The organism is Aminiphilus sp. (genome assembly GCF_029975095.1).
In the GTDB taxonomy this organism is placed as follows: domain Bacteria; phylum Synergistota; class Synergistia; order Synergistales; family Aminiphilaceae; genus Aminiphilus.
On sequence record NZ_JARKPW010000030.1, the window covers coordinates 15,542 to 29,922 of the forward strand.

The following is a 14,381-nucleotide window of genomic DNA, read 5'->3' on the forward strand; positions in this document are numbered from 1 at the left end:
TTTTCGCGGCCTGTTGCTGGAGTGGGGGATGTCGTGTCTCGCTTCGGTGGGTGCCGTCGTGACGGGGTTTTCGCCCGGTGGAGGGGCGACGAAACGGCGTTGACAACGGTGCGGTTTCCGTGGTATGGTCCCGTCCATGACGCAGAAGGGTGCAGTGTCCGGGAACGGTTTTCGTCTGACGCATTTCTGGTGGTGGTGGCCTTAGGGTCCCGCCGCCTTTGACCTGTTTTTCAAGGGGGGCCGCGGGAGAAGAGCATTCCCGCGGCCCCCTGTGTTTTCCTTTTCGGGGCCGTCGTGATGACGGCCCTTTTTGTATGTCGGTTCGTTGCGAGGCGGCGAAAGAAGAGGCGAGTACGTGCGTAAGCGACTGAGTGGGTAGGTGGATGGGTAAGTAGACAAATAAGGGAAGGAAGGCAAATAAGGGAAGGAAGGGAAAAAGGCGAAGGGCGTCGAAAGACAGCGGAGAGCAGCGGAGAGACATCGAAAGAGACCAGAGGAGGCGAGGAACATGGCAGAGACGAGCAAAGGCAAAGCGGCGGTTTTGGACGGGCAGGGTGCAGCGCGGACGGAGCGGGGATATTTCGGCCCCTACGGCGGCAGATTCGTTCCCGAGGGAATCGCGGTGCTTTTGGAAGAGCTGGAGAAGGCCTTCGACGAGGCCGTGGCGGATCCGACGTTCCGGAAGGAGCTGGACGAACTGCTGGTGGAGTTCGTGGGCAGGCCCTCTCCCGTGACGGAGTGCCGGAACCTCTCCAGGGCGTGCGGCGGCGGGCGGCTCTTTCTGAAGCGGGAGGACCTGAACCACACGGGGGCGCACAAGATCAACAACGCTCTCGGGCAGGGGCTTTTGGCGAAGCGCATGGGAAAGAAGCGCCTCATCGCCGAGACCGGCGCGGGAATGCACGGAACGGCCGGCGCCACCGCGGCGGCGCTGCTCGGCATGGAGTGCGCTGTCTACATGGGCGCGGTGGACGTGGCGCGTCAGGCTCCCAACGTGGGGCGCATGCGTGCCCTCGGCGCAAAGGTGGTCCCCGTCTCCTTCGGTCAGGCCACGCTCAAAGAGGCGGTGGACGGTGCGCTCGCGGCGTGGATGGAGGATCCCGAGGCGTTCTATCTCCTCGGTTCCGCCGTCGGTCCCTCTCCCTATCCCGAAATCGTCCGCTTCTTCCAGAGCGTCATCGGCAGCGAGGCCCGGACGCAGATGCTCCAGCGGGAGGGGAGGCTTCCCGACGAAGTGGCGGCCTGTGTCGGCGGCGGCAGCAACGCCATCGGCATCTTCTCTGGATTCCTTGCGGACGCGCAGGTGGCCCTCACGGGTGTGGAGCCCGCGGGCAAGGGGCTGCACCTCGGCATCGGCGCCCACGCGGCCACCCTCGTAGCCGGTTCTCCCGGCGTCGTCCACGGCTTCAACACTTATGTGCTCTCCGACGACGCGGGCGAGCCCGCTCCGGTCTACTCCGTCGCCCCGGGGCTCGATTATCCCGGCGTCGGCCCCGAGCACGCCCATCTCAAGGACACCGGCAGAGTCCGCTATGTCGCCGCCACCGACGAGGAGGCCATCGCCGCCTTCGGACGCCTTTCCCGGGAAGAGGGCATTCTTCCCGCCATCGAGAGTTCCCATGCGCTCGCCTACGCGCTGAAGAGGCTTCCCGCGATGGAGAAGGAGCAGATTCTCCTGGTGAACCTCTCCGGCCGGGGTGACAAGGACCTGGACACGCTCCTGCCGCTGCTCGGGTTGTAGTTCCGTGTCGTTCCGCCACGTAAGGCTGCGGCGGAACGCCGCCCTCGCGACGGTCGCGCCGCCTGTGGAAGCGTGCCCTGCGCTGCGGTGCAGGGCACGCCGCGTCTTCGGAATTCCCCTGGCGGAGGGCGCCGGACGATGCCCACCGTCCATCGATGTCCACCAGGATCGGCGAAGGCGGACGAAAACAGACGACGACGGACGAATGCGATAAAATAACTAGTTCGCCTCGGAGAACGAGGCGCGAACGAGGCGCTCCGAAGCGGAGAGGGCGCACGAAGACGACGAGGCTGCGGGGTGCGACATGGAACGAATGCTCCAGGGAGAACTGGTTCGGGAACGAACGGAAGCAAAAGAAGCGCTGCGCGGAGCGGTGCGTGAAGAAGAGGGCGGGGAGGAAAACGACTCCGTTTCCCCCGGGGATGGCGGAGCGCGCCCCGAAGGGATTTCCCGGGACTCCTTTGAGACCTGCGGGGTTTCCGCCTCCAGCGGAGCGGAAGCGGGGGATGCTGTGGGGGCTGTCGCGGCGGAGCCGCCGAAGGCGGGAGTCGGCAGGGCGATCATTTTGGTTCTGGCCGGACTGGCCATGGTGGGTCCCCTCGCCATCGACACCTATCTGCCGTCGCTCCACGTCATCGGCAGGGAATTCGCGGTGGAGCAGGTGCTCGTGCAGCAGACGCTCAGCGTGTACCTTTTCTTCTTCGCCTTCACGATGCTCTTTGCGGGCACCCTGTCCGACTCCTTCGGCCGCCGTCCGGTCATCCTCGGATCGCTCGTGCTCTACGTCGCGGCCTCTTTCGGCGCCGCGCTGTCCCCCTTGTTCGGACACCTCCTGTTCTTTCGAGGACTGCAGGGCCTTGCGGCGGCGGGCGGAGCCGTGGTGGGGAGGGCGGTCGTGCAGGATCTCGCCTCGGGCGCCGAGGCGCACCGGGTGATGTCCTACATCACCATGGTCTTCGGCCTCGCTCCCGCCATCGCCCCCATCCTCGGCGGATGGCTGCACGTGCTCTTCGGCTGGAGATCGGTCTTTCTCTTCCTCGCGGCCTTTGCCCTGCTCATGAGCGTCGCGCTCTTCCGTCTGCTTCCGGAGAGCCTTCCCCGGGGGATGCGCCACCGTTTCCGGCCCGCGGGTATCCTCGCCGACTACGGAAAAGTCGTCCGGAACATGCGCTTTCTCCGGCTGATCCTGTCCATGGGAACCTTCTTCATCGGATTCGGGCTCTACATCGGCTCGGCGGCCAGTTTCGTCATCAACATCCTCCACCAGCCCGAGACCGGTTTCGGCTGGCTCTTCGTTCCCCTCGTGGCCGGCATGGTCACGGGGTCCGCCACCTCGGCGCGGCTGACGCGCCGCTTTTCCACCGGAGCCATCATCCGGATCGGTTTCGGCGTCATGGGGGTGGCGGCGCTGTGCAACGTGGCCTACACCGCCCTGTTTGCTCCCGCACTCCCCTGGGCGGTTCTGCCCCTCATGCTCTACGCCTTCGGCATGAACATCGCCGCGCCGGGGATCACCGTCACGGCCCTTGCGCTCTTTCCCGAAAGCCGGGGCTTGGCGGCCTCGCTGCAGGCCTTCGTCCAGACCCTCATCCTCGCCGTCGTCTCGGGGTTTCTGGCGCCGCTGCTCTACGACAGCGCCTTCAAGCTCGCCTGCGGCGTGCTTGCGGCGCTTCTCTCAAGCCTCGCCCTGTATCTTCCGGAGATGCGGAAAGTGCGGGCGTAGGCGCGGACACCACTGACATCAGGACCCGGGATCGTCACAAGGAGTTTCGGACGCATTGCGTGGAGGTTCGGGCGTTTCCGACATCAGGCCCCGGATCCGGATCGTCTCGAAGGACTTCGGACGGCGCGGGCGGAGGCGCAACGCGCCTCCTTGCCTGAAGGAGTCCATCAGAGCCTCCCTCGTCCCCCTGCGTTGCAGGGGGATTTTTGCTGTGCATTTGCAGGAGCTTCGTTGTGTTCGGCGGCCACGGCGGAAGAGGCGGTGGTGGATCGCCGAGGGGTGGAAACAGTATTGTTCTCGTGGAAAACAACACACATGGTTTAGATTTCCTATAAGGGATTGTCTTTGTACATCACAAGGAATTGTGGGATTTTGTGGGGTTGAAGGCGGACAATCGGGACTTGCGGCAGGATTGAAAAATAAGAGAAGGCGAATATACTGAGAAAAAGCTCCTCTTTTTTGGAGGTGAATCGGAAATGTTATTTGTTTCTTGGAAAAATAAGGAAATATCATGCGCATGACGGTTCATATTGAATCCAAACAGAACGGTCCCGTGCGTCTCCCCGAAGCGTATCGGCATTATCTGCAGGCCGCCGTGTACGGGCTCCTCTCGGAGGACCTTGCAGCGTTCCTCCACGGTCCGGGATTTCTCTTCGAAAAACGTTCCTTCCGCCTCTTCACGTTCTCCCGGCTTCAAAGCGTCTCCCCTCCCCGAAGAGAGAAAGACGTTCTTCTCTTCGACTCGCCTCTCTCGTTCGTTCTTTCTTCTCCAGTGCTGGATATTCTCGAGGAGTGCGCCCGGGGACTTCTTTCGGGGCGGCTGTTCCGTCTGGGGAACAACGAACTGCTCTGTTCCGGCGTGGAAACGGCGGCTCCCGTGGTGGTGGGAACGCGGGTTCTGCTGCGCACTCTCTCGCCCATTACGGTCTACTCCACGCTGCGCAAAGGGGACGGGCGCCTCTATACGGTGTATTACGAGCCGCAGGAAACGGCCTTTTCGGAACAGATTGCGTCGAATCTCCGGAAGAAACAGGCCGCTCTCGCCGGAACGGCGGAGAAAAACTGCCCCGGCGAACGCGACGACCCGGAGGTTTCGCAAGATCCTTTGCTTCGTTTTCGCCCCGTGGGAAGGGTGCATCGCGTGACCGGCTTTTTTTCTCCCGGGGATACCTTTCCGGTGAAGGGGTGGGACGGCCTGTTCCGTCTCGAAGGGCCGCAGGAGCTGTTGCAGCTCGCACTGGACGCGGGGTTGGGTGCGAAGAATTCGAGCGGCTGGGGATGCGTCGAACTGGTGCGGGAGGCGGGAGATGCGGAGGAGGCGACCGGAGTGGTTTCTGCGGTGCCTTGCGGATAAGGTTCCGCGCCGGAGGGCGGCCTCAAGGATCTGTGGGATGGCGTGGCGTCGGAGAACGGGAGAGGAGGGAAGAAACCGCGATGGGAATGGTGTCCGCGCTTCTGGAGATCGGAAAAACGCTTGGTGGCGATGAACTGGAGTGCGCCGTGAAGATGCCCCTGGCCTCGGGCACGGAGATTCGCGTCTGGCTCGACGTGGAAGATCCCCGGAAAAGCCCGCTTCGCGTCCGGGGTGTGGCGCGTGTGGATCTGAATGAGATGAGTGCCAAAAGGAAACGGAGCTATCTGTACCGGGAGCCCGACGGAAGCAATTTCTCCTTCTGTTATTCCCCCGTGGTGCGCATGCAGAAGAAGGAGCTGAGCTTCGACGAGGCCTATTTGGAGAAGCTCGGGACAAAGGTCCTTGCGGAGTTCGAATCGCCCCGGAGCCCGAAGGGGGGATCGGGGAAGGGGAAAAAATCCTCCGCCGGCGAATCGGTGCAGGTCTTTGCGCCGGGAAGCGTCGCGCGCATTCTGGAGGGGCTTCGGGAACATCGAGACGAGCTGGTGCGGCAGGCCGAAGCAGCACTGTCGGAGGCGAAGCGGGACAAAAAACCCCTCTCCTTCGTCCTCGTCTTCGGCGTCAAGGACAACATTTATGGCAAGGAGACGTTCCTCTATCCGGGAGATCCGCCGGTGGAACCGCTCTTTTCCTCCTATTTTTGGTCGAAGGTCCGGGAATCCCGTTTGAAGAAAGCGGGAGCGCTCTGCGCGCTCTGCGGCAAAGAAGAGAAGCACGCGGGCAATTTAGATGAGATCTTCGCCTTCGCCACCTTCGACAAGAAGAGCTTTCTTCCCGGCGGGCAGGACCGGCCCGAGAAGGTTTTTCCCCTCTGCGGAGAGTGTCTGCGCTGGCTTTTCCGGGGGCGGGACCACGCGGACACGGTCTTTCGCGAGGATCACCTGGTGCGTCCGCTCCACGTGACGGTGGTTCCCGAGCTGTTCGGGGTCGGCCCCGGCATGCGTTTCCGGCGGCTCGAGGCCAAGACGAAGAATTTTCTCGGCACAGGGCTCGTCAATGCGGGGTTCGCCTTCGAGGAACTGCTCGACCGGGATGATGTGCTGGTCTACCACTTTCTCTTCTGGGAGGAGGCCCAGGCTCAGGAGCGCATTCATCTTCTGGTGGAGGATGTGCCGCCCCTCCGGCTGCAGCGCCTCTTCGGCGCCTGGCGCCGATCCTGCGAGATGTTTTTCGGGGCGGGGAACACCTCGGGAAAGGAAAGGACGATCGGGAAGGAGCAGCATCTTTCGTCAGGGCTGCGCTTCCTGTTCGTCGTTCTGTCCGACTTTACGGGGAAGAGCAGGCAGGACCAGACGGCGCTGCGGGATATGGCGCTTTCCCTGGCGGGCAAGCTGCTTTCCGGCGAGCGGGTGGATCCGGCGCCGCTCAAGGGGCTTTTCTGCCCGCGTCTTCCGGGGATTCTGACCGATCCGGATATGCCGACGTGGAAGAAATGTTCGATTCTTCGGAGGGCGGAGCGCCTTGTGGATTTTCTGGCCCGGGCCGACGAAGCGCGTTGCGGCGGAGCGGGCGGAACGAACGGGGAGGAGGGAAACTGCATGATGTTGGAAGAAGAGGGCGTGGCTACGAACGGAGAAACGGGTTTGGGCACTTCGGGTACAGGGGATGCGGCGGGTTCGAGAAAATTCCTTCGGGAGCGGATCGAGGAGATGATGGAGGCGTTTGCCGATCCCTATCTACAACAGCCTTTCGGACGCGGGGTGTTCCTCGCCGGGGTGCTGCTGGGCGTGTTCGCCCGGGAGCAGGTGAGAGGGACGGAGCCGGCGGAGCAGGAGAAGAAAAAGGCGGTGGATGTGGCCGCGTCGCCGCTGTTCAAGCAGCTCAACTTCGGGCGGCTTCGCCTGCGCGATCTCAAGGGCCACCTCGGGCGCCTGCCGGGGCTGATCCATCAATACCGGATCGACTATGCCGGCCCCGTGCAATCCTTTGCGGGAGAGGTGATGTGCCTGATTCTGGAGGGAGAACAGAAGGAACTCGGACCGGAGGGCAACTTCGCCTTCGCGGCGGGCTTTCTTGCCGCGCCGAGCTATTTCTGGCGCTGTTTCGGAAAACAAGTTCCCGCGGATGTCGTCGTGGACGAATCCCTTCCGGGGGACGATGCGGCATCAGAGGAGGACGCTTCCGGCGGAGAGGGCGACGGAGAGTGAGGACAAAAGGAAAGACGGAAAGGTTTTTCGGTCGGGGAGTCCATGGACTCGGTAGCCCCTGCGATGCGGGGTTCATCACGGTCATGGCCGGGGCGGGAGCACGACGAGGAGGAATGCGATCATGGCGTTTGCGGGACGGAGAGAGTTCTTTTTCGCCTACACGGTGACGGATGCGAACCCGAACGGTGATCCGCTCAATGCGAACCATCCCCGTTACGACGAGGATACCGAGCAGATTCTTGTATCGGACGTGCGCGTCAAGCGCACGGTGCGGGATCAGTGGCTTCGGGAGGGAAAGTCGGTGTTCGTCGACGGAGAGACGAACACCCTGAAGGACCGAGTGGAGACCCTGCGGAAGGCCTTTGGTGTGACGAAGGGCGAGGAGGCCATGCGGCACTGCGTCGACACGCGCCTCTTCGGCGTGACCTTCGCGCTGGGGAAGGAGGCTTTTTCCTGGACCGGTCCCGTGCAGTTCAAATGGGGGCGTTCGCTGCACCGGGCGAAGGTGGAAACCGTGCAGGGAACCGCGGCCTTCGCCACCAAGGAGACGAGCGGGCAGCGTTCCTTCCGCAGTGAATATCGGGTGCCTTTCTGTCTCATCGGCGTCTACGGCATCGCCAATCAGCATCCGTCGGCGACGACGGGCGCCACGGAAGAGGATCTCGATGCACTGGTCGAGGCCCTCTGGAAAGGAACGGCCAATCTGATCACCCGGAGCAAGATGGAGCACCGCCCCCGCCTTCTGCTGGAGATCCGCTACCGGAACGGGTTCGACGGCGCCATCGGCTCCCTCGACGAGAAGGTGCGCCTGGTGCGCCGCGACGGAAGCGTGCTCTCCGAGGAGGACCAGCGCATGCTGCGCACTCTCGGCGGCGTCGCGCTCGACATGGCGGGCATCGCCGAGCGCCTTGCCGCGCTTCAGGACTCCGTGGCGGCGGTGCACCTGCTGCGCGATGCGGATCTGGTGCCGACCGGCTGGAACGCGGGGGATGTGCTCGGAGAGCGCTATCGCGAAGAGACGAGGTGACGCGGCATGGCGTGCGTCTTCGAGGTGCGGGGGCGTCTTGCCATGTTCCGCAAGGGATACACCACGACCTCGTCGGTGTCCTTTCCTCTCCCGCCGCCGACGAGTCTGGGCGGTCTTCTGGGAGCGGTGCTGGGGTTCGACTCCGGCGCCGCGACGGCCGGCGAGAATGCGCATTTCTGGGATCGCCTGGAGGGGACGCGGGTTGCCCTGCGGATTCTGGAGCCGCTGCGCTATTACCGAGGGACCGTGAACTTCTGGAACGTCAAGAACCCTCAGAACAATGCGCATATTCAGGTAAAGCACCAGTTTCTCCGCGACGTGGCCTACCGCGTCTACGTGGAGGGGCCGCTTGAGGATGCTCTTGAGGCAAGGCTTTCCAAAGGTGAGTTCGTCTACACGCCCTTTCTCGGCGTGGCCTATGCTCTGGCGGACCTGCGCTGGATCGGAAGGAGCGAACGTGGCTCCGTCCGGGACGGGGCCGTGGAGGTGACGTCGGTGGTTCCCGAGGCGGAGGGACTCGTGTTCGACCTGTGGTCATCCGGAGGAGCCTTTCGGGAAGTGTTACCCCTCCGGATGACCAGGGAGCGTGCCCTCGCGCAGACGATCTCCGTCTATTTCGCTCCCGATCCGGTAAAGCCTCTCGTGCTCAAGGAAAGAGGGGGTGCCGATGTCGCACGATGCGGCGATGACGTCGTGGCTTTCTTCCCTGCCTGGTGAGGTGTGGAGTCATCCGGAGCGCCCTTTGGCGGAGCATCTGCTCGGAACCGCCCGCCTCGCGGAGGAACTGCGGGCGCTCCAGGGGCTTTGGAACGCGGAGGACGGGGTGACGGAGCGGTCGCTTCTGGCGCGGCTGTGCCTGACCCACGATCTGGGGAAAATCCACCGGGAGTTCCAGAAGTGTCTTCGGGGGAAGGGCCGGGGGCGTCCCCATGCCTTTCCTTCGGCGGTGTTTCTGCTCTTTCTGCTCCTCGCGGAGGGATGTGCGGACATCTCGTCCCTGGAGACCGTGCGGTCTCACCACGCCCGCATCCGTGCCCGGGAGGAGGCGGAATCCTTCTGGACCGAAGGCCTTGCCCGGAGTAAGGTGCGCCGGACGCTGCAGCGCTATAAAGAGGAAATCGGCGAGGTGCTGGGCGACCGCGGCCTGCAATGGCCCTTCTCGTTCGATGAGGGTGCGGCCGTCCGTTTCGCCGGAGACGTTTTCCGCGGAATCGGAGAACGAGAGCCCGAGGAAGAGTGGCTTCGGTTTCGTCTGTTTCTCTCCCTGCTGGTCACGGCGGACCGCATGGATGCCCTTGGAGTCCGTGCGCTGGAACGGAGTGCTCTTCCCTCTTCGTCCGCCGCGGCGCCTTTTCCGGCGCCGCCGAAAAAACGGGAGCTGGACGCCTGGCGGCAAAAGACCTACGAGGCCTGCCTGAGCGGGGCAAGGGAGGCTTTTCGCGGGCCGGGGATCTACGCGCTCTCCCTGCCTACAGGAGCGGGGAAGACCCGCATCGGCCTCGACACGGCCCTCTTCTTTGCGGAAGAGACGAAGGCCGCCAACATCGTCTATGCGCTCCCCTTCATCGCCATCGTGGAACAGAACGCCGCTGTGGCGCGAAGCCGCTTCGGTGCCGAGGCAGTGCAGGAGGACCACAGCCTTCTCGAAATCCGGGCGGATCCGGGGGGGAGCGGGCGGAAGAACGACGGCGCCGCTCCGGCGCCGAAGAACCGGGGAGAAAACGATGCCGGCGGGAGCGACGGCAAAGCGGACGACGAGGGCGGTTCCCTGCGCAGAATGCTCGCGACGTTTCGCTACTGGAACGCCCCGGTTACGGTGACCACCTTCGCGCATCTCTGGGAAGCCCTTTTCGACGCGCGCCCCAACAGCACGATGGACTTTCATCGTTTGACGAACGCCGTGGTCGTTCTCGACGAAGTGCAGAGCATTCCTCCGAAACTCTGGGAGGGATTCGGCAAGGTGATGAAGCTGCTCGTGGAGCAGCGGAGGACGACGTTTCTTCTCCTCACGGCGACGCAGCCCGAAATCGCTCCCGGGGCCGTTGAACTGGCGCCCGAGGAGCTGCGCGTTCTTCCCGTGACGCGGCATGAATACCGTATTTTCGGCGGCAGGCACGCCATGGAGGAACTGCCGGACCTCCTCGATGGATATCTGGACAATCCGGAATCGTCGGGGCTGGTGGTGTGCAACACGAAACGAAGCGCCCTCGACGCCTATGACCTGCTGTGCGGGCTGGAGGAGAAACGGAGCGACCGGCGGAGGCCGGTGCTCTTTCTCTCCCGCTGGATGACGCCGGCGCACCGCTCCCGCGTTCTCGAAACTCTGCGGGAGCTGGAACAGGAAGGCAAGCCGCGTCTTCTCGTGGCCACCCAGGTGGTGGAGGCCGGCGTGGACCTCGATTTCGACTGGGTCTTCCGGGATCTCGGCCCTCTGGACTCGATTGTGCAGGTCGCGGGACGCTGCAACCGTCACGCCCGTCCCGGCTTCGCCGGCGTGGTGTTCGTGGCCGAGCTGGAGGACCGGCCGGAGAAGAGACAGCGCAAGGAGAACGAGAGGTACAGATCCTTCGCCTCCTACGTGTATTCCGTTGTGCTGCTGGACAGAAGCCGGAGAGCACTGGGCAGCCAAAAGGGAGTTCTGTGCGACGGAACCATCTGTGAGAAGGATGTTCCCAGCCTGATCCGCGCCTATTTCGAGGAGGTCGGGCGGAGTGTCGAGGACGACGAGCTCTGGTCCGGCATCGAGAAAGGCGCGTGGGATGCACTGCCGAAGCTCTACGAGGACGAGACGAGTTTGCCGCAAGACCTCGTGACGGTCTTTGTGGAATACGGCCTTGAACAGGGCGTTTCGCTGGGTGGCATCCTGAAGGAACTCCAGGAGCTTCCCAGGGGTCTCGAGTTCCTGGACGAACGGCGGCGCCTGACACGCCTTTTGCAGAATCACGCCATCCAGGTGCCTCTGAAAGAGATCGAACGATGGGAGGCGGAGCAGGGAGGCGCCGTGTGGAGCGACCGCCCGAACCTGTTCGAGTTCGTCGGAGAGGACGACCGCACCCGGTTCCTGGCGGAGGCGGTTTTGAGCGACGAGGTACGGTGGGGGGAAGAGGGACTGAGACCCTACGGCCCGGCGGGGTTTCATCCCGCCGGAAAGCGGCGGGACGATGACTGGCCCGATTCTTTCTGAATCCGCCCGCATCGGTGGAACGCTGGTCTGGTATGCCGCGATCTGTTCGCGCCAGGTGTGGCTCATGGCCCGCGGCGTGGAGCCTGACCGGCGGGACGAACTGCTCCGCCTCGGGCGACTGAACGACCGGGAAACCTACGTCCGCGACCGGCATGATATTTCCTTTGGGGACAACCGCTTCGACATCCTCCGCGAAGAGGACGGCACCCTCGTCGTGGCGGAGGTGAAGAAAAGTTCGCGAAGCATGGCCGCCGCAAGGCTCCAGCTTGGTCACTATCTGTATGAGCTGGAGAAGCAGGGCCAGGAGGCGAAGGGGGTTCTGCTCTTTCCCCAGGAGCGTCGCCGGGAGGAGGTGCTCCTGGACGAACCCCTCCGGAAGCGCCTGGACCGGATCTACGAGGAGATCAAAGCCATTGCGGACGCTGCGTCTCCGCCGCCTCTTGCGCGCACTTCCTATTGCCGGTCCTGTGCCTACGGCGAATGGTGCTGGAGTTGAAGGTACTCTGATCCGGATGCGTGCCGGAGCCGAAGCGGGCAGAACCGGAGTGGCGTGGGGCTTGAACGATCGGGCGGAAGGGGCGCCCGAAGCCGGACCGGCGACTTTGAACGCGGAACCCGCGTTTTGCCCCCAGGCTTCCGAGTGCGCGAGGGGAGGTAACGAATGGGACGTACGCTGTACCTTCTTTCATCGGGTGAGCTGAAGCGCAAGGACAACACCATCGTCGTGGAGAGCGAGACCGGATGGCGTTTCGTTCCCGTGGAAACGACGGACGAAATTCTCGTGTTCGGGGAGGTGACGCTGAACAAGCGTTTTCTCGAGTTCGCCACGACGGCGCAACTGATCCTTCATTTCTTTAATCATTACGGTTATTATCAGGGAACCTACTATCCACGAGAGCACCTCAACGCGGGCGCGGTAGTGGTGGCCCAGGTGAAGGCCTACCTCGACGGAGCGGAGCGCCTGGTCTTGGCGCGGCGTTTCGTGGACGGGGCGACGTCGAACATGGAGAAAGTCCTTGCCTACTACGCCAATCGCAAGGAGATTCCGGAGCGTCGGGAGTGCATCGACGAAGCCGCGGCGGAACTCCGTCGCTTTCGCGAACGCCTGGAGGACGCCGAGGACGTGGCACAGCTCATGGCCTTCGAGGGAAATGCCAGAGACGCCTATTACGGCGCTTTCGACGCTATCGTGGAGGACGAGCGTTTTCTCTTCGGGGGCCGGAGCCGGCGTCCGCCGGGAAACCGGATGAATGCGCTCATCAGCTTCTGCAATTCCCTGTGCTATGTGGCGGTGCTCTCCCAGATCTACCGGACGCACCTGGATCCGCGCATCGCCTATCTGCACGAGACGAACTTTCGTAGATTCAGTCTGAACCTGGATCTGGCGGAGATTTTCAAACCAATCCTCGTGGATCGGGTCATCTTTTCCCTGCTGAATCGAAAGGCGCTTCAGCCGAAGCATTTTTCCACCTCCGGCGAGGGCGTGCTGCTCACCGACGCGGGGCGGGAGATCGTCCTCAAAACCTGGGAGGAGCGCCTCCAGGGCACCATCGACCACCCCACGCTGAACCGCAAGGTGAGCTACAGAACTCTTTTGCGCATGGAAGCCTACAAGCTGGAGAAACACATTCTCGGGGATCGTCCCTACGAGCCCTTTGTTTCCAGGTGGTAGCCGTGTTCGTCATCATGGTCTACGATGTGGGGGAAAAGCGGGTCGCCCGGGCATTGAAGGTGGGGCGGCGCTATCTGTCCTGGGTACAGAACTCCGTCTTCGAGGGTGAACTTTCGCCTGCGGTTTACCAGCAGCTCAAGGCGGACATGCGGCACGTTCTCGACAGGGAATACGACAGCGTCATCTTCTACACCTGGCGTACCGAGCGTTACGCTACCCGGGAAATCCTCGGCCAGGAGCGGGGAAGCGGGGATCAGTTTCTCTGACGGAGCGCCCACGCAATGCCGAGTCCGGAATTCTCTCCCATGCGCCTGTCGTTCCTGTTGTCCTTGCTGTTGTGTTGCCGATGATCGTCTTCGTAGCGCTATTCGTAACACCAGAAGAAGCCCGGCTTGGTCGTCGTCGTTGTTTTGTTGCTCCTGTTGTTCTTGTTGCCCCTGTTGTGCCTGTTCTTCTTTTTCTTTTTCGTCGTTTCCGAAACCGGGTGCTTCGAAAATGCGGTGAGGTTTCCCGAAAATTTTCGGTCTTGTGCGTGTTTGCGTGACTTTGCTCCGGGAAAGCGCACAATGTGGGACCACCCGGCGCCGCCTTTGAAGTTTGCCTGCGTCCACCTCCGGTAGCGTGTAAAACCCGGGAGATCGACGCAGCGAGGCAAGACTCCCGAATTCTGTGACGGCAACAAGTTCGACGCAACACGCATCTTGACAACCGTAATCTTTCTTGGTCTGGCCACCCGACGGAAAAGCGGGTATGATGAATGTCGCGGCCGGTTTTGAGCCTTCCTACGAGGGATGGAAACATGGTTCGACCCTCCAGTATCGATTCGCGCGTCGTCGTTTTGAGCCTTCCTACGAGGGATGGAAACGCGATGGCGACATGAGATATATCCTCATGCCGGTTAGTTTTGAGCCTTCCTACGAGGGATGGAAACGACATTGTGAGTGGCACCCCCCTCTCTCGGGAATATGTTTTGAGCCTTCCTACGAGGGATGGAAACACAACAAGAGGCACCGGCCCAGCAGAGAGGGGCCAGTTTTGAGCCTTCCTACGAGGGATGGAAACCTCCTCTTCGTTTTTCGGGTCAACGAAATTCACCACGTTTTGAGCCTTCCTACGAGGGATGGAAACCTCGTTGCAGGTATTCCATCTCATCGCGTAGAACTTTGTTTTGAGCCTTCCTACGAGGGATGGAAACCTCCGCGAGGTCTTCAAGAAATGAAACCGACGCTCGTTTTGAGCCTTCCTACGAGGGATGGAAACTGGCGATGTCCGCCGCGAGCATGAGTTTCACGTCTCCGTTTTGAGCCTTCCTACGAGGGATGGAAACCGAGGCTCATCCTGCTTCACCTCCTCGGGAGGTTCCGGTTTTGAGCCTTCCTACGAGGGATGGAAACCCGTCCTCGTCGATGACCTTGACGGCGCGTTTGACGGGTTTTGAGCCTTCCTACGAGGGATGGAAACCTCCCGCTCCGA

At 62.5% G+C, this 14,381-nt stretch carries 10 protein-coding genes and 1 CRISPR repeat array; all 10 genes read left to right on the top strand.

Annotation, left to right across the window (positions count from 1 at the left end):
* Nucleotides 1-508: 508 nt before the first annotated feature.
* The 10 genes from trpB to cas2 all read left to right on the top strand — a co-directional run bounded on the left by trpB (nt 509) and on the right by cas2 (nt 13,174).
* On the top strand, nt 509-1,741 hold the full coding sequence (trpB, locus tag Q1K49_RS01935; protein ID WP_300522157.1) for a tryptophan synthase subunit beta: 1,233 nt from the start codon (nt 509-511) through the stop codon (nt 1,739-1,741).
* A gap of 304 nt (nt 1,742-2,045) precedes the next feature.
* The gene (locus Q1K49_RS01940) at nt 2,046-3,464 is read left to right on the top strand and encodes a multidrug effflux MFS transporter (RefSeq protein ID WP_300522159.1); all 1,419 of its coding nucleotides are present in this window, start codon (nt 2,046-2,048) and stop codon (nt 3,462-3,464) included.
* 517 nt (nt 3,465-3,981) lie between these two features.
* Entirely contained in the window at nt 3,982-4,818 is an 837-nt protein-coding gene (cas6, locus tag Q1K49_RS01945) for a CRISPR-associated endoribonuclease Cas6 (RefSeq protein ID WP_300522161.1), read from the top strand.
* Nucleotides 4,819-4,898: 80 nt separating this feature from the next.
* A complete protein-coding gene (locus Q1K49_RS01950) occupies nt 4,899-7,025 on the top strand; it encodes a TM1802 family CRISPR-associated protein (protein ID WP_300522162.1) in 2,127 nt (708 codons plus the stop codon).
* A 121-nt stretch (nt 7,026-7,146) separates the two neighbouring features.
* A complete protein-coding gene (gene cas7b / locus Q1K49_RS01955) occupies nt 7,147-8,052 on the top strand; it encodes a type I-B CRISPR-associated protein Cas7/Csh2 (protein ID WP_300522165.1) in 906 nt (301 codons plus the stop codon).
* Nucleotides 8,053-8,058: 6 nt separating this feature from the next.
* Entirely contained in the window at nt 8,059-8,769 is a 711-nt protein-coding gene (gene cas5b / locus Q1K49_RS01960) for a type I-B CRISPR-associated protein Cas5b (protein ID WP_300522167.1), read from the top strand.
* Nucleotides 8,720-11,236 carry a CRISPR-associated helicase Cas3' gene (gene cas3 / locus Q1K49_RS01965; protein ID WP_300522171.1) on the top strand — a complete coding sequence of 839 codons (2,517 nt, stop codon included), beginning with the start codon at nt 8,720-8,722 and terminating at the stop codon, nt 11,234-11,236. The genes cas5b and cas3 overlap by 50 nt, the downstream gene beginning before the upstream one ends.
* Nucleotides 11,214-11,732, top strand: a complete 519-nt coding sequence (gene cas4 / locus Q1K49_RS01970; protein WP_300522172.1) for a CRISPR-associated protein Cas4 — start codon at nt 11,214-11,216, stop codon at nt 11,730-11,732. The genes cas3 and cas4 overlap by 23 nt, the downstream gene beginning before the upstream one ends.
* Before the next feature lie 165 nt (nt 11,733-11,897).
* Nucleotides 11,898-12,908, top strand: a complete 1,011-nt coding sequence (gene cas1b / locus Q1K49_RS01975) for a type I-B CRISPR-associated endonuclease Cas1b (RefSeq protein WP_300522175.1) — start codon at nt 11,898-11,900, stop codon at nt 12,906-12,908.
* Nucleotides 12,909-12,910: 2 nt separating this feature from the next.
* Complete coding sequence (cas2, locus tag Q1K49_RS01980) at nt 12,911-13,174, top strand: CRISPR-associated endonuclease Cas2 (RefSeq protein ID WP_026367979.1); 264 nt, start codon at nt 12,911-12,913, stop codon at nt 13,172-13,174.
* 503 nt (nt 13,175-13,677) lie between these two features.
* A CRISPR array of direct repeats spans nt 13,678-14,369; the repeat unit is 30 nt; unit sequence GTTTTGAGCCTTCCTACGAGGGATGGAAAC.
* Nucleotides 14,370-14,381: the final 12 nt, after the last annotated feature.

Bases quoted from the DNA above. Each gene is read 5' to 3' on its own strand.
- trpB (WP_300522157.1), top strand. From the start codon at position 509: ATGGCAGAGACGAGCAAAGGCAAAGCGGCGGTTTTGGACGGGCAGGGT.
- Q1K49_RS01940 (WP_300522159.1), top strand. From the start codon at position 2,046: ATGGAACGAATGCTCCAGGGAGAACTGGTTCGGGAACGAACGGAAGCA.
- cas6 (WP_300522161.1), top strand. From the start codon at position 3,982: ATGACGGTTCATATTGAATCCAAACAGAACGGTCCCGTGCGTCTCCCC.
- Q1K49_RS01950 (WP_300522162.1), top strand. From the start codon at position 4,899: ATGGGAATGGTGTCCGCGCTTCTGGAGATCGGAAAAACGCTTGGTGGC.
- cas7b (WP_300522165.1), top strand. From the start codon at position 7,147: ATGGCGTTTGCGGGACGGAGAGAGTTCTTTTTCGCCTACACGGTGACG.
- cas5b (WP_300522167.1), top strand. From the start codon at position 8,059: ATGGCGTGCGTCTTCGAGGTGCGGGGGCGTCTTGCCATGTTCCGCAAG.
- cas3 (WP_300522171.1), top strand. From the start codon at position 8,720: ATGTCGCACGATGCGGCGATGACGTCGTGGCTTTCTTCCCTGCCTGGT.
- cas4 (WP_300522172.1), top strand. From the start codon at position 11,214: ATGACTGGCCCGATTCTTTCTGAATCCGCCCGCATCGGTGGAACGCTG.
- cas1b (WP_300522175.1), top strand. From the start codon at position 11,898: ATGGGACGTACGCTGTACCTTCTTTCATCGGGTGAGCTGAAGCGCAAG.